The organism is Rhizobium sp. Root491, from assembly GCF_001427205.1.
In the GTDB taxonomy this organism is placed as follows: Bacteria; Pseudomonadota; Alphaproteobacteria; order Rhizobiales; family Rhizobiaceae; genus Agrobacterium; species Agrobacterium tumefaciens.
Genome location: NZ_LMFF01000012.1, coordinates 774,865 through 794,998 on the forward strand (window position 1 = coordinate 774,865; position 20,134 = coordinate 794,998).

A 20,134-nucleotide genomic window follows, 5' to 3' on the forward strand; every position below is an offset into this window, starting at 1 on the left:
TTGTCCAAAGCCCCGGCCACGGAACGCAAGACGGAAACGAGCGCGCAATCGCGCGGGCTTGACTACTCCACCTTGCCCGGCGTGGCCGATGAGATGCTCGATACCAACGGCAAGGTCAGACCGGTCTGGAAAACCCTGCTCGGTGCCCTGTCGCGCATGTCGGAACGCGAACTGCATGAGCGCTTTGCCCGCACCGACCGCTATCTGCGCGATGCGGGCGTGTTTTACCGCGATTATAGCAAGGGCAGCAGCGAAAGAAACTGGCCGATCTCCCATATTCCGGTGCTGATCGACGACAAGGAATGGACGGTTCTTTCCGAAGGGCTTAAACAGCGCGCCAATCTTCTGGAAGCCATGGTCGCCGATTTTTACGGCGAAAACCGGCTGGTGAAGGAAGGTTACGTACCGCCGGCACTGATCGCCTCCAATCCGGAATATCTGCGGCCGATGGTCGGCGTAAAACCTGCAAGCGGCCATTATCTGCATTTCTGCTCGTTCGAGATTGGACGCGGACCTGATGGCAACTGGTGGGTACTGGCCGACAGGACACAGGCGCCTTCCGGCGCAGGGTTTGCGCTGGAAAACCGGGTAGCGACCACACGCGCGCTTTCCGACATCTATGCCGAAACCCATGTTCACCGTCTCGCTTCATTTTTCGGCGCTTTCCGCGACACCTTGCAGTCGCACAGAAAACATCCGGATGACCGCATCGCCGTGCTGACGCCCGGCCCCGCCAACGAAACCTATTTCGAACACGCCTATATCGCCCGCTATCTCGGCTTCATGCTGCTAGAGGGTGAGGATCTGACCGTGGTCAACGGCCGCGTGATGGTAAGAACCGTGGCCGGACTGAAACCGATCGGCGTGCTTTGGCGGCGCCTCGATGCCTCCTATTCCGATCCGCTGGAACTGAACCAGCAATCCCACATCGGCACGCCCGGCATGGTCCAGGCGCTGCGCAATGAAGCACTGACAATCGTCAACGCGCTCGGCACCGGCATTCTCGAAACACGGGCCCTGCTGTCCTTCATGCCGCGCGTCTGTCGCCACCTGCTTGGCGAAGACCTGAAACTGCCGTCCATCGCGACCTGGTGGTGCGGACAGGAATCCGAGCGTCGCCACGTTGCCGGCAATATCGAGGGCATGGTCATCGGCCCGGCCTATTCCCGGCTGCCCTTCTTCGAAGACAACGGTCAGTCCGTGCTCGGCTCGTCCTTACGCGAAACGGCGAAGGAATCGATCAGCGACTGGCTCGCTTCCGATGGCCACAGGCTTGTCGGCCAAGAGGTGGTGACGCTTTCCACCACGCCAGCCTATATCGACAACAAGCTCGTGCCGCGCCCGATGAGCCTTCGAGTTTTTGCCGCCCGCACCCAGGATGGCTGGCAGATCATGCCGGGCGGCTTTGCGCGGATCGGCAGCAGCAACGATGTATCCGCCATCGCCATGCAATCAGGCGGCAGTGCTGCGGATGTCTGGATCGTCAGCGACAAGCCGGTGGAACGCACTACGCTTTTACCGGCGGAAGAAAGCTTCACCCGCAACATGCCGGGTAGCCTGCCGAGCCGTGCGGCGGACAATCTCTTCTGGCTCGGCCGCTATATCGAACGTTCGGAAGGCGCATTGCGCATCTTGCGCGCCTGGCACGGACGTTATGCCGAATCCGCCGACCCACGTCAGCCCTTGCTTGCGCATGTGACGCGTTATCTCGAAGCGCTGGATGTGGAAATGAACGATGCCGTGCCGGAAAGCCTGCTGAACAACATCAACAGCGCGCTCTATTCCGCCAGCAACATCCGAGACCGTTTTTCGCCGGACGGATGGCTTGCGCTGAATGACCTTGCCAAGACTGCCCGTCGGTTCCACGCAAAGGTTTCGCCGGGCGACGACGCGACCCATGCCATGACGATCCTCCTTCGCAAGCTTGCAGGCTTCGCCGGTCTCGTGCACGAAAACATGTATCGTTTCACCGGCTGGCGGTTCCTGTCGATCGGCCGCTATCTCGAGCGTGGCCTGCATATGACAAGGCTTCTCGGCCACATGACCGGACCGGATGCTCCAGATGGATCCTATGACATGCTGCTCGAAATCGGTGACAGCGTCATGACCCATCGCCGCCGCTACAATGTCAGCACGGCGGGTCTGACCGTCACCGATCTTCTGGCGCTCGATCCGCTCAACCCACGGTCCATCCTGTTTCAGCTGAACGAGATTCGTACCGAGGTGGAGCAGCTGCCGAACGCCTTTACGAACGGCCAGATGTCGCCCTTTTACCGCGAGGCGATGCGGCTGCATTCCGGCCTTGCCGTCATGACGCCGGAAAACATGAACGGCGCGATCTACCGCCAGCTCGAAACGGACATGGAACATCTCTCCGATGTTCTGGCCCAGACATATCTCGGATAACCCGATGCTTTATGACCTTTCCCTGCATATGGGTTACACCTACGACACGCCGGCCCATGGCGCGCGTCACATCATCCGCGTGCTACCCCTTTCGATCCCGGGCCGTCAGCGCTTCATCGCCGGCACCATCGATGTTTCGCCGGTGCCGGAAGAACGGGCGGTCTTTGAAGATTTCTTTCATCAATCGGCCACCTCAGTGCATCTGCGCGCACCGCACGAAAAGCTGGATATCCGCATGCAGGCGCGTGTGATGGTGGAGGCACCTGCGCTGACGGCAGATTTTTCACCCGAGCTTTCACGCCTGCCGCAAGACCTTGCCGACGTCTGGTCGGTCGACTTCCAGTCGCCGCATCACTTCATCGGCGCCAGCCCGAGGCTAGGGACGGATACGGCGATATCGGCCTATGCGCGGGAATTGCTGAAGCCCGGAATGACCATTCGCGAAATCGCACTCTCGATGTGCAAACGCATACACAAGGACTTCACCTATGACGGTGAAGCGACGACTGTCGATACGACACCGTCGGAAGCCTTCAAGCTGAAACGCGGCGTATGCCAGGACTTTTCGCATATCATGATCATGGCGCTGCGCAGCCTCGGCATTCCCGCCGGTTACGTCAGCGGCTTCCTGCGCACCATCCCCCCGCCGGGCAAGGAACGTCTGGAAGGTGCCGATGCGATGCATGCCTGGGTTCGCGTATGGTGCGGTGAGGCCGCCGGTTATCTGGAGCTCGACCCCACAAACGATATCGTTGCCGGCAGCGACCATATCGTCGTTGGCTATGGCCGGGACTATTCCGATGTCGCGCCGGTGATCGGCGTATTGAAGAGCTACGGCAACCAGCAGATCAAACAGGCCGTCGACGTCATTCCCGTCCAGTAATGATACATTACGTGTTATTATGAGCATACTCGAATTAATACTTGAAAAACTGCACCAATTTGAGCGACGTATAAAATTTAACCGTCTACATTAGTGGATTCTACATCGTTTGCGGGTTTCCTGCGCTCAGTCTAATGTTCTAATTAGTGAGCCCGTTATGATCTCCTCCGCATATCAAAAAATGACGCGCCGTTTCCTTGCCGATACGGGCGGCAATTTTGGCATGATGACGGCAATATTGCTGCCGGTGCTGCTTGGTTTTGCCGGAGCCGGAATGGAGCTGGCGAATGTGATGCAGGTGAAAGCGGACCTGCAGAACACGGCGGATTCGGCGGCTCTCGCGGCGGCGACCGAGGCCCGCTTGAAAGAAGGCGCTCTGACGGACGAACAAATCAAGGAAATCGCCAAGGCCTTCATCGCCAGCCAGATGGAAAAGACCCTGACCGAGGAGGAGAAGAAGGCGCTCGAGAAAAACTCTCCAGTCAATATTGGCACAACGGACGATGCGCGCGGCAAGACCTACACCATCCAGACCACGATAAACTACCAGATGCAGCTTAATCCGCTCTTGGGGTTCTTCGGGGCGAAAACACTCGATCTTGCCGCGACAGGCACCGCGGTAAGCACTGTCAACAAGGGCGCGCCGATCTCCATGTATCTGGTGCTCGACCGCTCGGGTTCGATGTCCTTCAAGACCGATACGCTCAACACCAAGAAAACGTCGTGCCAGAACTACACGGTCGATAACTGGGGGAGTTATCCCAATCTCAAAAATACATCGCCTTGCTACGTCAACAAGGCTACTTCACTAAAAACCGCGGTCGGCTATCTCGTCGCGACGTTGAACAAGGCCGATCCCACTTATACCGCCAACGGCGGTTCCGAACTGGTTCGAACAGGAGCCTCGGTCTATACGCATGAGACCTACGCGGCCCAGCCTATCACCTGGGGTACTAGCAGCGTTGCCACCTATGTCGACAAACAGATCCCGGAGTTTCCGTCTGGCGGTACGGATGCCCGCAGCAGTCTGAATGCCGCATACAACGCCCTTAAAAAAGCGAATACCGTTGAAGCGAAAGAACACAAGGACAAGAAAAGCGAATCCTTCGAGCGATACATCGTTCTCATGACGGATGGCGAAATGACGGGGAACAGCTCCTCCTGGAGTTCCAGCATAGACCAGACCGTGCGCAATACCTGCGATACGGCCAAGAAAGACGGTATCAAGATTTTCAGCGTCGCGTTCATGGCGCCGGACAAGGGCAAGTCGCTGCTGCAACATTGTGCGTCCAGTCTCGACAATTATTACGCGCCTGAAAACATGGAGCAGATCGTTACCGCCTTCGGGGAAATTGCCCGCAAGGCTGCCGGCAGTTTGGCAACGCTGACCAATTAAGGGAAAATCAAGCCAGCATCCCCCGGAAACGACCCCGCTTCCGGGGAGCGATGTTCCCGGGGCGACCTTGCCGGGTTGCATGGCTGGCACGGCGTGCGCGGCAGGTGACAGCGCCGGCGACACATGCCATAGGAGAGCCGCTCCCATTCACAGGGCCCCTGTCATGATCCGCATCGAAAATATCAGCAAGTCGAACAGTCACCGCATTCTCTACATCGAGGCCTCCGCTGCGCTCAATCGCGGCGAGAAGATCGGCCTTGTTGGCCCCAACGGTTCTGGCAAGACCACGCTGTTCCGAATGATGACCGGCGAGGAACAGCCCGACGAGGGACAGGTCGTCGTCGAAAAGGGCATGACGGTCGGTTATTTCAACCAGGACGTCGGCGAAATGTCCGGCCGTTCCGCCGTGGCCGAAGTCATGGAAGGCGCCGGCCCGGTCAGCGAAGTCGCAGCCGAACTTCGGCAGCTGGAAGCCGCCATGTCCGATCCCGACCGGATGGACGAAATGGATGCCATCATCGAGCGTTACGGCGAAGTGCAGGCGCGGTATGAAGAACTGGACGGCTACGCGCTGGAGGGCCGCGCGCGCGAGGTTCTGGACGGGCTGAGCTTCAGTCAGGAAATGATGGATGGCGACGTCGCCAAACTTTCCGGCGGCTGGAAAATGCGCGTGGCGCTCGCCCGCATTCTTTTGATGCGCCCGGACGTGATGCTGCTCGACGAACCCTCGAACCATCTCGATCTCGAAAGCCTGATCTGGCTCGAGGATTTTCTGAAGAACTACGACGGCGCGCTTTTGATGACCTCGCACGACCGCGAATTCATGAACCGCATCGTTACCAAGATCATCGAAATTGACGCTGGCAACCTCACCACCTATTCCGGCGACTACGGCTTTTACGAACAGCAGCGTGCGCAGAACGAAAAGCAGCAGCAGGCGCAGTTCGAACGCCAGCAGGCGATGCTCGCCAAGGAAATCAAGTTCATCGAGCGCTTCAAGGCGCGTGCCTCGCATGCCTCACAGGTGCAGAGCCGCGTCAAGAAACTCGAAAAGATTGACCGCGTCGAGCCGCCCAAGCGGCGCCAGACGGTCGCTTTCGAATTTGCGCCGGCGCCGAGATCTGGCGAAGATGTCGTCGCGCTGAAGAAAGTCAACAAGGCCTATGGCAGCCGCACGATCTATGGCGAGTTGGACTTCATGGTGCGGCGCAAGGAACGCTGGTGCATCATGGGTGTCAATGGTGCGGGAAAATCGACCTTGCTGAAACTGGTAACCGGTACGACCACGCCGGATTCCGGCAACGTCACGCTCGGCGCCAGCGTCAAGCTCGGTTATTTCGCCCAGCATGCCATGGATGTTCTGGACGGCGACAGCACCATTCTGGAGTGGCTGGAGGAACGTTTCCCGAAAGCCGGGCAGGCACCGCTGCGCGCCCTTGCCGGCTGCTTCGGTTTTTCCGGTGACGATGTGGAGAAGCGCTGCCGCGTTTTGTCCGGCGGTGAGAAGGCCCGTCTGGTCATGGCTGCCATGCTGTTCGACCCGCCGAATTTCCTCGTGCTGGACGAGCCGACGAACCATCTCGACCTCGACACCAAGGAAATGCTGATCAAGGCCCTGTCGGAATATGAAGGCACGATGCTTTTCGTTTCGCATGACCGCCATTTCCTGGCCGCCCTTTCCAACCGGGTGCTGGAACTGACGCCTGACGGTATCCACCAATTTGGCGGCGGATATACGGAATATGTCGAAAGCACCGGACAGGAAGCGCCGGGCCTGCGCAGCTGAGGCAGCTTGACGGACGTATGAGACGCAGAATTCCGGGACAGGTTTCATCTTTTAACGTTTGCAGAGCGGATCGGTGGACTAACAAATGCAACTTAAAGACTGCTACAATTTCCACGATTTTCGCCGAATGGCAAAACAGCGTCTTCCCGGACCGATCTTCAACTACATCGACGGTGCTGCCGACGATGAGGTGACGTACCGGAGAAACACGGCCGCCTTCGACAATTGCGATCTCGTCCCCGACGTGTTGCGGGGCGTGGCCGATGTGGACATGTCTGTCACCGTCATGGGGCAGAAGCTGGCGATGCCGGTCTATTGTTCCCCGACGGCGCTTCAGCGTCTCTTCCACCATCAGGGGGAGCGGGCGGTTGCGGCCGCAGCCGGAAAATTCGGCACGATGTTCGGCGTTTCTTCACTCGGCACCACCAGCCTCGAGGAAGCGCGCCGGATCAGCGGCGGCCCACAGGTCTATCAGTTTTATTTCCACAAGGACCGTGGTCTCAACCGCGATATGATGGCGCGCGCCAAGACTGCGGGTGTGCAGACGATGATGCTGACGGTGGACAGCATCACGGGTGGGAACCGTGAGCGCGACAAGCGCACCGGTTTTGCCATTCCGTTCAAGCTCAATCTTTCCGGCATTGCGCAATTCGCCATCAAGCCGGCCTGGGGGATCAATTATCTGACGCATGAGCGCTTCAGCCTGCCACAGCTCGACGGCCACATCAAAATGGACGGCGGCGCGCTCTCCATCAGTCGCTATTTCACCGAAATGCTCGACCCATCCATGACATGGGACGACGTCGCACAGATGGTGCGTGAATGGGGCGGCCCTTTTTGTCTGAAGGGTGTCATGTCCGTGGAGGACGCCAGACGCGCCGTCGATATCGGTTGCAGCGGCATCGTGCTTTCCAATCACGGCGGTCGCCAGCTCGATGGTTCGCGTAGCGCCTTCGACCAACTGGCCGAGATTGTCGACGCAGTCGGTGACCGTATCGATGTCATGATGGATGGCGGCGTTCAGCGCGGAACGCACGTCCTCAAAGCCCTGTCTCTGGGGGCGAAGGCCGTCGGGCTTGGCCGCTATTACCTTTTCCCGCTTGCCGCCGCCGGACAGCCGGGTGTCGAGCGTGCGCTTGAGCTGATGCGCATCGAAATCGAGCGCGGCATGAAGCTGATGGGCTGCACCACCGTCGACCAACTGACACGCCGGAACCTGCGGTTTCGTGACTAGAGCGGTGTCAGCGCGAGGAAATCGAGGCCTGTCGAGCTTATCGACAATATAGTCGGATAATCACCCGTACCGAATGACCCCTTTGAAACCACCACAGCGGTTTCGAGAGGTTTTCACGCTATCGGCGCTGCGCAGTGGTGACCTTGGCAAGACCGATCGAATATGATTATGGTTGCATGATGCAACCATAATGGATTTTGGCATGTCCGAAAGACCCTTTCCCATAAACGATATCCGCTCCACCTCGCGTCGGCTCGTGCGCGAACTCGGCTTCATGGGTGGAGACTTTGCCGGCACCGATCTGCCGCCCTCCGCCGTGCACGCCCTGATCGAGATCGAGGCATGCCCACGCATTTCCGCACGCGATCTGGGAAAGATGCTTCGGCTTGAAAAGTCGAGCATCAGCCGCATGCTTCGCAAACTGGTTCTTTCGGGCGATGTTCTGGAAGAAACGGACGAAGAGGATAGTCGTATCAAGCGGTTGCGCCTCGCCGGGCGAGGACAGAAGCGGGTCGAAGCCATCCACACCTTTGCCAACCGACAGGTATCAAACGCACTGTCGCGGCTCGCGCCTGCGGATGGCCAAAAAATCCTTGACGGGCTTCGCCTTTATGCCGACGCGCTGGGAGACCGGGCCGACGCCGCGGCTCCCCCGATCGAAATCGTCAGGGGCTACAGGCCCGGCCTTATTGCCCGTATCACGCAAATGCATGCGCTTTATTATGCCCGGACATCAGGCTTCGGCCAGCGCTTCGAATCCGTTGTTGCCGAAGGTCTCGCCTCCTTTTGCAACCGGCTCGAAAGCCCGCAAAATGCGATCTGGGTCGCAATGCGTGGAGACGATGTCATCGGCTCCGTTGCAATCGACGGTGAAGATCTGGGACCGGGAACCGCGCATCTGCGCTGGTTCATCGTCGATGATGGCGTGCGTGGCGGCGGCGTCGGGCGAAGGTTGTTGGCAACCGCCCTTGCTTTCACGGACGAAAAAGCGTTCGCCGAAACCCATCTGTGGACTTTCAACGGACTTTTGGCGGCACGGCATCTTTACGAGGCCCAGGGTTTTACCTGTGTAGAGGAACGTCCCGGCAGCCAGTGGGGAAGCGAGGTTCTGGAACAGCGCTTCGTCAGGCCGCTTCCTATGGTTGGCGACGCTGAACGTGAAGCGAACTAAACCCCGTGGCGGCCGATCAAGCCGCCTTGAGAGCCCCCCGATGAGCAAGTGCGCCTGAACCCAGCTCGAACTGGCCGAGCAACCGGTTCAGCGCATCGACCTCGCCTGCAAGATTGTGGCTTGCGGCGGTCATTTCTTCCACCATCGCGGCATTTTTCTGCGTGTCCTGATCCATCTGGTTCACGGCGGTATTGATCTGCTGAAGGCCGGACGACTGCTCTTGCGCGGATTCGACGATCGCGGCGACGTGCTGGTTGATCTCCTGCACTTCGGCGACAATCGCGTCGAGTGCCCTGCCGGTGTCGCCGACAAGATGCACGCCCTCTTCGACCTGCTGGTTCGATTTTGTGATCAGCGACTTGATTTCCTTCGCCGCGCCGGCAGAACGCTGCGCAAGTTCGCGCACCTCCTGCGCCACCACGGCAAAACCCTTGCCTGCCTCGCCGGCTCGCGCCGCTTCCACGCCGGCATTGAGCGCCAACAAGTTGGTCTGGAAGGCAATCTCGTCGATCACACCGATGATACTGGAAATCTCGTTCGAGGATTTTTCGATCCGCTCCATCGCGATTACGGCCTGACGCACGACTTCGCCCGATCGTTCCGCACCGATGCGCGTGCGGGAAACCAGACGGCCCGCCTCATGCGCACGGTTCGCGGCGTCTTTCACGGTTATTGTGATCTCTTCAAGAGCTGCGGCGGTTTCCTCCACGGCAGCAGCCTGCTGCTCCGTCCGCCTTGCCAGATCATCGGAGGCTGCCTTGATTTCATTCGCGCCGGCATCAATACCGGCGGCATTATCCGATACCCGCAGAAGCGCGTTCTGCAACTTCCCGGCAGAAGCGTTAAAATCGTTGCGCACGGCATCGAACCGCTCGACAAAGGGATCGTTGATACGACAGGACACGTCGCCATCTGCGAGCCTGGCCAACGCCTGAGCCAGACTGTCAACTGCGAAACGGATGCCGCTCGCCTCATCGGCCGCCTTGTGTTCGCGGGCCACCCGCTCCTGTTCGCCAAGAGTTCGGTTGGCTTCCGCTTCCTGCTCCAGCAAGGCTTTTTCACGATTGTTTTCGCGCAAAACGTCAAGCGAGCGGGCAAGATCGCCGATCTCGTCCCTGGTCTCGATATCCTTCAATGTCAGCTGGAGATTTCCCCGAGCGATCTGGGCAGTCTCATCGATAACATTCGTGATGCGGTTGATGAACCGCCTTGCAATAAACCAGCCGGCCAACGCCAGCAGCACCGCCGCCGTTACGATCGTCAGGACGGCGTCACGCATCATTGCATGCAGCTGCGCAAAGACCGTGTCTTCCGGAACCGAGACGATTGCGTACCATTTCATGTCGCCGGTGAGCATGACCGGCAAGGCGACGGCAAGGGAAACCGTGCCGTCCTGTGCCGTCATTTCCAGCTCTTTTCCGGGATTGGCGATCAGTTTATCCCAGCCTTCAGTTTGTGCGCCGCCATCTGCGAGGTTCTTACCCATTATCGTCGCATCGGGATGGCTGATGATCTTGCCGCCGCCACTCACAAGGCTCATGAAGCCCGTTCCCATCGGCCGGACGGCTGACAACGCCTTGTTCGTTTCCTCCAGCGACAGATCGAGGCCAGCGACGCCCAGAGTTTTACCGTCGACGATGACAGGTTTGGCGACCGAGGTAATCAGAACCTCCTTGCCATCGATTGCGTAAGAATAGGGTTCGATGACGACTGTTTTCTTCAATGTGAAGGGCAACTGATAATAATCGCCTGGACCCGCGGTGGTATAATCCGTCAATGCGGTGTTGCTTATTTTGCCTCCGCTCCGCACCCAATAGGGTACATAACGACCAGTCGCATCATATCCCTCCTTGTTGACGAAGTCCGCATCCTTGCCATCGAAGGCATTGGGCTCCCATCCGGTCCAGAGACCAAGCAAATCGGGATTGTTCGCCAGCATGTGCCGGATAAGCTGATCGGCCTTGCCCCGATCGGCATCGCCCGACTGCTTCATCGATTCCAGAACCGAGCCGAGGCTATTGACGATGTGGATCATACCGCCGATATTTTTCTCGGTCGTCAAGGCTTCGGCTTGCGCGATCTGCTGCATACGCTCCATACTGTTGGCCCTCGTATCCTCAAAGGACCGATAAAACAGCACGGCCGAAGCCGCGATCGTTGCAACGACGCCGCATGCGGCGACTGCGAAGATATTACGGCCCGTTGTCGATTTAAACAGCATGTCACATCCCCACAAAAAATCCCGGCCGCGACGGCTGAGGTCGCTGCGCGCAAGCCCAAAATGTCAGCAACCAGACCAGACGATAATATTAGAAAACTATGCTTAAAAATTACTTTAATTCATATTTTTAGCGCAATTAAGAAAACAGAAATAAATTATAAAACCGTAATATTACAGTACAAACAAAATATTACGGGATATCCGAACCTTCCGAAACGCCAGCATATATTGCAAGCTACGAGCAAGCTCATGCGGCACGCATCATTGCGTGCCGCTGATCAGGAAAACCGGGAGCCTTTTAGTCCTGCAAACGCAGATCACTCCAGAAGCCGCGCAACTGGTCGGTCAATTGTGTGTAGAGGCCGTAGCGCCGCCTATAATGTGGAAGTTGCCCCGCATCCGGCCGGTAGGCACTGGCCACGCGGGTCATCGCTGCGACCGCCGCTTCATAGCCGGGATAGAGACCGACCGCCACGGCCGCGCCGATGGCCGCACCAAGCGCGCCGGTCTCGCGGGCCTCCGCGACACGCAGCGGGATTTCCAGAACGTCCGCCATGATCTGCGGCCAATGCTGGCTGCGGGAACCGCCGCCGGACATGACGGCACTGTCGACCGGCAGCCCCGCTTCCCTGAGAACGCCGATATGGCGGCGGTGTTCGAAACACACACCCTCGAACAGGGCTCTCAGCATGTGGCCTTCGCCATGCCATCCCGCCAGACCATAAAACCCGCCCCGAAATTCCGCGCCCAGTCGCGAGCCGAAGATGAACGGGTGGAAGAACGGATCGTCGGCGCGTTGCGAAACGGAACCGACCAGATCGTTGCAGCGCTCGAAGGCATGGTCACCATGGTCACAGCGAACACGGTGCACGTACCATTCAAGATTGGCCGCAGAGGTGGCGCTGGACTCGATATTGACATAGCGGCCACGTCCAAAGGTCGTGACCATGAAGACATCGGGGCTGATGACCGGTTTATCCGCGAAAACCTGATTAATGCTCCAGGTGCCGGCGATGATAGAAGCCTCCCCGGCGTTGATGACGCCCGACCCCATGGCGCTGGAGACGACATCGAAAAAACCGCCGATAACGGGTGTGCCCTCGGAAAGCCCCGTCAGAGCGGAAGCCTCAGCTGTCACATGGCCGACGATATCCGCCGATTCCACGAGGCGCGGAAAAAAGGCGACGGCATCCTCAAGCCCGTAGAGCGACAGGAGTTCCCGGTCGAGCTTCGCTTCGGGGAAGGCAAGCAACCCCGCACCACTGAGATCGGAAATATCATTGGCAAGACAACCGGTCAGGCGGAAGTTCAGGAAATCCTTGCAGAACAGCACCGTTCCGATCTGGGCATATGTATCGGACGCATGCCTTTTCACCCAGGCCAGCAGGCTGGGCGTTTGCGCGGGCCAAGGCCGTTGCAGACAACGGTTCTGTAGTTGCGCGCCGCTTTTCCGGTCAAGCTCTACCGCCACATCGGCGGCTCGGCTGTCAAGCGACTGGATACCGATCAGGGGCTGCTGATCCTTGTCCAACAGGTACAGACCGTTGCCGTGGCCGGCGCAACCGACGGCGAGGATGCTCCGGGGATCGACGGACGATTTTCCCAGAAGCTGGCGGATCGCCTCGCATCCGTTGCGCCACAACTCCTCCAGATCGCGCTCGACGTAACCGGGCTGCGGAAATGTCGAATGGCCGTCGATGGCGTGTTGCGCGACCTGCCGGCCGACCGTGTCGAACAGCACCGCCTTGATCACCGTGTTGCCGACATCCAGACCCAATATATGATTTTTATCAGCCACGATTATAGATGTCCCATGCTTCTTCCCTGCCCGCACCCTGATGGATGATAGCCATCAAGGCCGCAACGACGGCCTTGGGGTTGTCATGCTGGTAGATATTCCGTCCATAGACCATCCCGTTCGCACCTTCGGCCACCAGTGCCGCTGATTTCGCCAGCACGTTGCGCAAGTCCTCACGCCCCCCGCCCCGCACCAGAACCGGGCACCGCGCTGCCTCGATGACCTTGTGAAAATCCAGCGGATTGCTGGTGGGATCGGCCTTGATGATATCGGCTCCCATTTCCGAGGCAAGACGCACCAGCGTGACGATCTTTTCAGCATCGCCATCCACCTGGTAACCGCCGCGCACGTCATTGGGCAACATCACCAGCGGTTCGATCATCAGCGGCATGCCGTAACGATGGCAATCGGCGCGCACGCGGCTGATATTCTCGACGCATTGGCGAAACAGTTCCGGCTCGTCCGGCAACATGAACAGGTTCACGACGACGCAGGCGGCGTCCATCTCCAGCGCGCCGATGATCGGATCGTGATAGTTCTGGAGCTGCGACCACATGGTTCTGTGGCGCGTTGAATTATAGGGGTTGCCCATGTCGATGCGCATGACGAGCGCCGGCTTGTCGCGCTGCGGCCTTTGCTGCAATAGGTCCGCCTGTCCGTAGGTCATCTGGATGGCATCGGGAGCTGCTTCGACCAGCCTGTCCACAGTTTGAGCCATATCCTCCAGCCCGACGAGGAAGCTCGGCTCGTTGCAAACCCCGTGATCAATGGCAACGTCCAAGCATCCACCATTGCGGAACAGCCGGTTCATGCGCGCCTTTTTCGAAATCCGCATCATCATGCATTCTCCTTGCATCTGTGTTTAAGCATTGCCGTCGTGACCCCGTAAAAGGTCTCCAGTTCATCAACGAGCCGCTGCCGTTCGTCCGCCGCCTGCTGTGGCGCCCATCCCAGTTCGCGCGCTGCGACGCCAAGGATCGCATCGATCAGATCGGCATCGATGACGCCGGTAATGGCAAGCGTCGTGCGGCGCAGGATGAGATCCGTCAGATGGCGGACATGTTCGCAGCGGATCAGCCAGACTACCTCTGCCGCCGTGATCGGCGGTTTTTCGCAAAGCGGACTGTCATCCGTACGGCCCCGACAAAAACCCATCAACTCGAAGGCACGTGAACCGTAGGCCGATGCCAGATACTCGGCCCGGTCCCGGTCGATCGAAAATTCCTCCGACAGCAGGGTCGGCAGGCGCCCGGCACCGCTGGGGAAGTTCCTGCCGCCGCCGATCGGGCGGTTCATTGTGCCAGTCAGCCGCTTGCGTCCGAGAAAGGCCAGGGCCTCGTCGGTCACCTGTTCGCCAAAGGCTCTGAACGTCGTCCACTTGCCGCCGATCATGCAGAGCTGCGGCGGATCGCCCTCCACGCGGTGGATGAAATGGCTGCGGGATATTCTTCCGGTAAAAGCGGCGTCGCTGCGCGGCAGCGGGCGTATGCCGCTGAAACTGTAGACGATGTCGGAATGGTCGATGGAAATATGCGGAAAGACCTGACGGACCGCATCGAGAATATAATCACGCTCTTCCGGTTCGCATCGCACCCGTTCGGGACGATCGACCTTGATATCTGTCGAACCAGCGAGAACCCGGCCAAGATAGGGAAAGAGGATACAGACACGGTTGTCGGCATTCTCGAAAAAAATCATATGGCCGTTCAAGGCCTTAAAGAGCGCCTCGTTGGCGAGGATCAGATGCGATCCCTTGGTGCCGGAAACGGTCGGTTTCGCCCTCCCCGCAACCTGTGTGGTCGTTAGCGCTCCAATCGTCTCATCGATCCAGGCGCCCGTCGCATTGACGATGATGCGTGGCCGGACGGGCAAGGTTTCGTCCGTGCCCTCCACCTTAAGACCATAATCACCGCCAGCGCGGACAAACTCGGCATAGTTCAGCGCAATGCTTTGCGGCGCATCGGCCCGGGTGTCGATCAGAAGCTCCAGCGCAAGCCGTTCGGGCTGGCTGATCCACGCATCGTAATAGGTGGCCGAATATCTGATGCCTGGCGTCAGGCCCGGCCAGCGTTGCAACGTCTTGCGTGCGTTGCGGAAGGTGTGTCGGGGAAGGATGCGATTTTTGCGGGTGACGAAGTCATAGAGCATGAGGCCAGCCTTGATCGCCAGTGCCCCTCGGCTGGCAGGTTTTCCGCCGGAACCCACAAAGGTCGCAGCCGCGTTGAACAAGCCGCTGAAGGTTGAAAAGATCGGGATCGTCGTCGGCAGCGGATGAACCATATGCGGTGCCAGCGTCAGAAGCGCATCACGCTCCCGCAGCGATTCCGCCACAAGGCCGAATTCACCATTTTCGAGATACCGCAGGCCACCGTGGATCATGCGCGAGGGTGCGGCACTGCAACCGGACGAGAAGTCGTTGCGCTCTACCAGAAGCACCCGCAGTCCCTGTAAAGCGAGATCGCGATAGGCGGCGATACCATTGATACCGCCACCGATGACGACGGCGTCGAAATCACCGTCTTGCCGGATGCGGCGTAGAGCGTCCTCGCGAAAACTGGGCATAGGAATACCGTTCGCTGGCTAACAACCAGCGTCCCAATGTTGTTAAACGTTTAAAGCGACGAGAGAGAGGGGTAGCGAAAATTATGCGCTATTCGCCTGAAGCCCCGTCTCAGCTACATGATTTACGCATCGAGCCCCACGAGATGCTCGGCAACGCCAGCGCTGATGAGAGCAAGTTCATTTTCCGCGAGGCGCAGGCGGGCCGCAGCAGCGTTTTCAACCGCCTGAGCCGGATCGCGCGCCCCGCACAGCGAGAATGTTATGCCGGGCTGGGCAATCGTCCAGGCAATCACGACCTGCGCAATCGACGCCCCATGCGCTTCGGCCACCGGCTCCAGACCCCGCATCAGCCGCGCGATCTTCTCGCGGTTTGCCTGGCTGAAACGCGGATTGCCCTTGCGCTGATCATCCCCTGCAAAAACCCGTTCAGGTCCGACCTTGCCCGAGAGGAGACCGAGCGCCAGCGACGAGTAGCTCAGGACCGAAACAGCACTCGTGCGGCAAAGCGGCAGAAGTGTCGTCTCGATGTCCCGCCGCACCATTGAATATTCTTCCTGGATGGCATCCAGCGCGCCGGTGGCGATATAGGCTACCAAATCCTCCGGCGAGACGTTGCTCGCGCCGATCGAACGGATCTTGCCTTCGTCCTTCAGGCGCACAAGCGTTTCCACCGTCTCGGCAATCGGCGTCGTCGCATCCTGCCAGTGGGTGACATAGTGGTCGATATAGTCGGTTCCGAGCCGCTTCAGGCTCTCTTCGACCTCATGCCGGATCGAAGCGGCGCCGAGATAACGGTGAACTGGCTTGCCATCCTGGTGGAAGAAATAGGCGCCCTCGTTCACATGCCAGACCAGCCCGCATTTGGTGACCAGCACCACCTTGTCGCGCCGGCCGGCAATCGCCTTGCCGACGATGGTTTCCGCAAGACCCATGCCATAGGCTGGCGCGGTATCTATCAGGGAAATGCCGGCGTCAATGGAGGCCTGGATAGCGGCGACGGATTGCCGCTCATCGGTGCCGCCCCACATCCAGCCACCGATGGCCCAGGTGCCCAGCCCCACGGCTGATGCGCTGATACCGCTGCCGCCAATCGTCCGGGTCAATATTGAATTGTCCGTCACGAAGTTTCCCCCTCTTCCTGATCCAGTAAATAGCCGGCGATCGCCTCGTCCACGACGAGCGAGGTCAGATAGCGGCCGGCAAGCGTGGCTGCCACCGGTCCGGCCTTGATGGCCCCGGCCGCCACGCCGATGATGTTCGGGCACCGGGCAAGCTGCCCGGGGTCCAGCGCCACCACGCGCGAGTTGAGATCGATCCGCGCCAGCTGCCCATCCGCCATGGTGAGATGGGCAAGGAATTCCCCGGCAATGCCCGCATCCACCAGCGCCTGCCCGCCACGGGCCACATCCGGCAGCAGATCGTAATAACCGGAACCGGGCGCCTCCACGGAACCGATGCCAACCAGTGCCACCTGCGCCTGTCGCGCTAAGTCGAACACTTCGCGGATCGAAGCGACATTCATCAGGAGATCACGCTGTTCCTCATCCTCGGCAAATAGCGGCGCATGAATGAGCGACGCGCTGCCGCCGAGCTTTTCCGCCAGTTGCGTGGCCAGATGATTGACATCCGTATAATGCTTGCCCTGCACACCCCCGGTCAGCGGCACTACCCGCACATCGAAACGGCGCTCCACCTCCAGATTATCGACGACGGCGCTCACCGCCTTGCCGCCGGTAATCGCAATCACGTCGCCGTCGCGGATAGTCTCCAGCAAGTGGTTGGCGGCCACGCGTCCGACCATCTGCAGCGCGGTTTCCGGATTGTCGGACACCGTCGGTGTCACCACCGACTGTCTGAGGCCGAAGCGGCGTGTGATCTCGTTTTCGAGGTCCACCAGCCTCTGATAGGGACTGGCGATAGTGATCTTTACCATGCCTGCCTTGCGGCCCGCCGCTATCATACGGTTCACCTTGGTGTGGGAAAGATTTAGCCGCTCGGCAATTTCCGACTGCTTCACGCCCTCGATGAAATGCAGCACCAGGACGGAGTACATCTGCCTCTGTTGATCGAAATCGTCCTTGGTATCCAGCATGATCGTATATCTCCAATTACCACAGGCGCTCAGCGGCGACGCTTGACAAGATAGTGGTCGAACAGGACCGCCGTCAGCAATATGCTTCCCCTGATGATGTCCTGCCAGTAGACAGACACATTGAGCAAGGCAAGCGAACTGGAAACGACCGACAGAAGGATCGCCCCGAGGATTGCGCCGAGAATGGTGCCCGAGCCGCCCGAAAGGCTGGCGCCACCGATGACCGCGGCTGCAATCACGTTAAGTTCCATGCCGACTCCGAAGCTCGGCTGTGCTGACCCGAAGCGGGCCATGTAGATCACGCCTGCGACACCGCACAGCATCGAACAAAGCGTGGTGGTGGCAAACACCACCCGGCCGACGCGGATGCCGGAATAAGCCGCCGCTTTCGGATTGCTGCCGGTATAGAACACCTTACGGAATGCCGTCGTGCGCCGCAGCAAGAGATCGAAGCAGACGACCACCACCGCGAATATGATCAGCACCAGCGGAATGCCGCCAAGCGCGCCCTGGCCGATGAATTTGAATTCCGGCGGCAGCGAGTAGAGACCGAGCGGCCGGCCGCCCGTTGCGAGCAGGCAGACGCCGCGCGCAATCACCATGACGCCGAGCGATACGATGAAGTGATGCAGGCCGATGACCGTTGTCAGAAATCCCATGGCCATGCCGACCAATGTGGTGAGGCAGATTGCCAGCCCGGCCGCGACCCAGGGATCGACACCGTTGAGGAATAGCCAGCCAGCCGCAACCATCGCAAGCGCCGTGACGGAACCGACGGATAGATCAATGCCGCCCGAGATTAACAGGATCGTCATGCCGACCACGACGATGCTTTCGATGGCGAAAACCATCGCCATGGCCCGCAGATTGTCGACCGTCAGGAAATACGGGGATATGAAAGACATCACCGCGAAAAGGGCGAGGATGATGACGATAAGTCCGGTCTCCCGTGCCTTGAGCGCCGGTTCCCACCAGCCTGTGCGGCGAACCGCCACTTCTGCAATGCCCGAAGGTGTTTCCGATGTTGCCATTTTCCCGCTCCCTCAGGCCCCTGCCGGGCTCTCTGCAATATTGATCGATGCGAGCTGCATGATCTTTTCTTCCGTCATGTCCTCACCCTCAACCTCGCCGGCAATGCGCCCCTCGCGCACGACCAGTACGCGGTCGCTGACACCGATGAGTTCCGGCAATTCAGAGGATATGACGATCACGCCCACACCCTCGCGTGCCAATTCCCGGATCTGGCGGTGGATTTCGGCCTTTGCGCCCACATCCACCCCGCGTGTCGGCTCGTCGAGAAAGACGACCTGTGGCTCCACCGACAGCATCTTTGCCAGTGCCACCTTCTGCTGGTTGCCGCCGCTCAAGGTAGAGACAGCGTCACCGACGCTGTTTGCCCGCAATTTCAGCCGGCGTCCCAACTCGTCGGCGCGCTTCATTTCCTTGCGCCGTTCGATAAAGCCCATGCCGTTTGATATCCTGCCGACATCGAGCGCCGAGACATTCGCGGCAATGGACATGTTGAGAAACAGCCCCTCGCCCTTGCGGTCCTCCGACAGATAGACCAGCCCCTCGCGGATGCTGTCGCGATAGTCCTTGAGCCTCAGCGGCCGGCCGCGCAACGTGACCTCGCCTTTTGGTTTTCCCTCCAGCCGGCAGACCGCCCGCACAATTTCGCTTCGCCCTGCGCCGATCAGGCCGGCGAGCCCGAGGATTTCGCCCCGGCGCAGATCGAAATCGACATCGAAAACGCGCTTTCCCTCGTTCAGTCCCCGAACAGAGAGAATGACGTCATTCGATTTTTCTTCTTCCGCAAGTTTCGGTGGGTAGAGCTTATCGAGCACCCGTCCCACCATGCTGTTGACGACTTCCTCCGGGGAAATCTCGGAGATATTCTCCGTCCTGATGTGGCAACCGTCGCGCATCACCGTGATGCGGTCGCAATGCTCAAAAATCTCCGCCATCCGGTGCGAGATATAGATGATCGCAATTCCGCGTTCCGCCAGCCGGTGCATGATCCGGAAAAGGGTCTGGGCCTCGGTTTCGGTCAAAGCCGCCGTCGGCTCATCAAGGATCAGGATACGGCAGTCCAGCGTCAGCGCCTTGGCAATCTCAACGATCTGCTGTTGCGAAATCGACAGATCACCGGCGCGGCTGGCGGGATCGATATCGCCGATTTCCTTCAGGATGGTTGCCGCCCGCTTGCCAAGATCGCGATAATTCATGAACCAGGATTTGCTTTGGCCGATCTCCGACATGAACATGTTTTCGGCAACCGAAATTTCCGGGCAAAGCGCAATCTCCTGATGCACGAAACCGATACCGAGCCGGTTCGCCGCATTGGGCGAGGATATTTTGACCGGTTTGCCGTCCAGCAGGATTTCGCCGCCATCAGGCTGCAAAATGCCATCGATAATATGCATCAGCGTCGATTTACCGGCGCCGTTTTCACCCGCGAGCGCATGGATTTCTCCCCGCCGCAGCTCAAAGGCAGCAGTGCGCAACGCCCGCACAGGCCCGAACGCCTTGTGAATATTCGTCATGTTGAGGATGACCTCGCCCATAACGCCCCTCCCGAACGTGGC

The 20,134-nt window shown here is 59.3% G+C and carries 14 protein-coding genes; 6 read left to right on the top strand and 8 right to left on the bottom strand.

Going from position 1 to position 20,134, the window contains the following annotated elements; genetic code table 11:
* From ASD46_RS14645 to ASD46_RS14670, 6 genes are all read left to right on the top strand, one after another.
* Positions 1-2,406 carry a circularly permuted type 2 ATP-grasp protein gene (locus ASD46_RS14645; RefSeq protein ID WP_003511535.1) on the top strand — a complete coding sequence of 802 codons (2,406 nt, stop codon included), beginning with the start codon at positions 1-3 and terminating at the stop codon, positions 2,404-2,406.
* A 4-nt stretch (positions 2,407-2,410) separates the two neighbouring features.
* On the top strand, positions 2,411-3,289 hold the full coding sequence (locus ASD46_RS14650) for a transglutaminase family protein (protein ID WP_003511536.1): 879 nt from the start codon (positions 2,411-2,413) through the stop codon (positions 3,287-3,289).
* Positions 3,290-3,446: 157 nt separating this feature from the next.
* Positions 3,447-4,685 carry a vWA domain-containing protein gene (locus ASD46_RS14655; protein WP_013761916.1) on the top strand — a complete coding sequence of 413 codons (1,239 nt, stop codon included), beginning with the start codon at positions 3,447-3,449 and terminating at the stop codon, positions 4,683-4,685.
* A 163-nt stretch (positions 4,686-4,848) separates the two neighbouring features.
* Entirely contained in the window at positions 4,849-6,471 is a 1,623-nt protein-coding gene (locus tag ASD46_RS14660) for an ABC-F family ATP-binding cassette domain-containing protein (RefSeq protein ID WP_003511539.1), read from the top strand.
* Between the two features lie 85 nt (positions 6,472-6,556).
* Complete coding sequence (locus ASD46_RS14665; RefSeq protein ID WP_025595327.1) at positions 6,557-7,705, top strand: alpha-hydroxy acid oxidase; 1,149 nt, start codon at positions 6,557-6,559, stop codon at positions 7,703-7,705.
* A 202-nt stretch (positions 7,706-7,907) separates the two neighbouring features.
* Positions 7,908-8,876: a GNAT family N-acetyltransferase gene (locus ASD46_RS14670; protein WP_025595326.1), complete on the top strand. Its 969-nt coding sequence runs from the start codon at positions 7,908-7,910 to the stop codon at positions 8,874-8,876.
* Positions 8,877-8,892: 16 nt separating this feature from the next.
* Here the strand turns inward: ASD46_RS14670 and ASD46_RS14675 are convergent, their stop codons facing one another.
* From ASD46_RS14675 to ASD46_RS14710, 8 genes are all read right to left on the bottom strand, one after another.
* Positions 8,893-11,097 (bottom strand): methyl-accepting chemotaxis protein, encoded by a 2,205-nt coding sequence (locus ASD46_RS14675; protein ID WP_025595325.1) that lies wholly within the window; start codon positions 11,095-11,097, stop codon positions 8,893-8,895.
* A gap of 298 nt (positions 11,098-11,395) precedes the next feature.
* Complete coding sequence (locus tag ASD46_RS14680) at positions 11,396-12,895, bottom strand: FGGY-family carbohydrate kinase (RefSeq protein ID WP_025595324.1); 1,500 nt, start codon at positions 12,893-12,895, stop codon at positions 11,396-11,398.
* Positions 12,888-13,730, bottom strand: a complete 843-nt coding sequence (locus tag ASD46_RS14685; RefSeq protein WP_025595323.1) for a class I fructose-bisphosphate aldolase — start codon at positions 13,728-13,730, stop codon at positions 12,888-12,890. The genes ASD46_RS14680 and ASD46_RS14685 overlap by 8 nt, the downstream gene beginning before the upstream one ends.
* A 2-nt stretch (positions 13,731-13,732) precedes the next feature.
* Positions 13,733-15,457 (bottom strand): glycerol-3-phosphate dehydrogenase/oxidase, encoded by a 1,725-nt coding sequence (locus ASD46_RS14690; protein ID WP_025595322.1) that lies wholly within the window; start codon positions 15,455-15,457, stop codon positions 13,733-13,735.
* Between the two features lie 122 nt (positions 15,458-15,579).
* Positions 15,580-16,578 carry an aldo/keto reductase gene (locus ASD46_RS14695; RefSeq protein WP_025595321.1) on the bottom strand — a complete coding sequence of 333 codons (999 nt, stop codon included), beginning with the start codon at positions 16,576-16,578 and terminating at the stop codon, positions 15,580-15,582.
* Positions 16,575-17,549 (bottom strand): sugar-binding transcriptional regulator, encoded by a 975-nt coding sequence (locus ASD46_RS14700; protein WP_025595320.1) that lies wholly within the window; start codon positions 17,547-17,549, stop codon positions 16,575-16,577. Before ASD46_RS14700 ends, ASD46_RS14695 begins: the two co-directional genes overlap by 4 nt.
* 29 nt (positions 17,550-17,578) lie before the next feature.
* Positions 17,579-18,580, bottom strand: a complete 1,002-nt coding sequence (locus ASD46_RS14705) for an ABC transporter permease (RefSeq protein WP_003511562.1) — start codon at positions 18,578-18,580, stop codon at positions 17,579-17,581.
* 12 nt (positions 18,581-18,592) lie between these two features.
* Positions 18,593-20,113, bottom strand: coding sequence for a sugar ABC transporter ATP-binding protein (locus ASD46_RS14710; RefSeq protein ID WP_060642488.1), 1,521 nt, complete (start codon positions 20,111-20,113; stop codon positions 18,593-18,595).
* Between the last annotated feature and the right edge of the window lie 21 nt (positions 20,114-20,134).

What these genes read in the sequence shown, in the direction of transcription:
- ASD46_RS14650 (WP_003511536.1), top strand. Translation starts at nt 2,411, where the DNA reads ATGCTTTATGACCTTTCCCTGCATATGGGTTACACCTACGACACGCCG.
- ASD46_RS14655 (WP_013761916.1), top strand. Translation starts at nt 3,447, where the DNA reads ATGATCTCCTCCGCATATCAAAAAATGACGCGCCGTTTCCTTGCCGAT.
- ASD46_RS14660 (WP_003511539.1), top strand. Translation starts at nt 4,849, where the DNA reads ATGATCCGCATCGAAAATATCAGCAAGTCGAACAGTCACCGCATTCTC.
- ASD46_RS14665 (WP_025595327.1), top strand. Translation starts at nt 6,557, where the DNA reads ATGCAACTTAAAGACTGCTACAATTTCCACGATTTTCGCCGAATGGCA.
- ASD46_RS14670 (WP_025595326.1), top strand. Translation starts at nt 7,908, where the DNA reads ATGTCCGAAAGACCCTTTCCCATAAACGATATCCGCTCCACCTCGCGT.
- ASD46_RS14675 (WP_025595325.1), bottom strand. Translation starts at nt 11,097, where the DNA reads ATGCTGTTTAAATCGACAACGGGCCGTAATATCTTCGCAGTCGCCGCA.
- ASD46_RS14685 (WP_025595323.1), bottom strand. Translation starts at nt 13,730, where the DNA reads ATGCGGATTTCGAAAAAGGCGCGCATGAACCGGCTGTTCCGCAATGGT.
- ASD46_RS14690 (WP_025595322.1), bottom strand. Translation starts at nt 15,457, where the DNA reads ATGCCCAGTTTTCGCGAGGACGCTCTACGCCGCATCCGGCAAGACGGT.
- ASD46_RS14700 (WP_025595320.1), bottom strand. Translation starts at nt 17,549, where the DNA reads ATGCTGGATACCAAGGACGATTTCGATCAACAGAGGCAGATGTACTCC.
- ASD46_RS14705 (WP_003511562.1), bottom strand. Translation starts at nt 18,580, where the DNA reads ATGGCAACATCGGAAACACCTTCGGGCATTGCAGAAGTGGCGGTTCGC.
- ASD46_RS14710 (WP_060642488.1), bottom strand. Translation starts at nt 20,113, where the DNA reads ATGGGCGAGGTCATCCTCAACATGACGAATATTCACAAGGCGTTCGGG.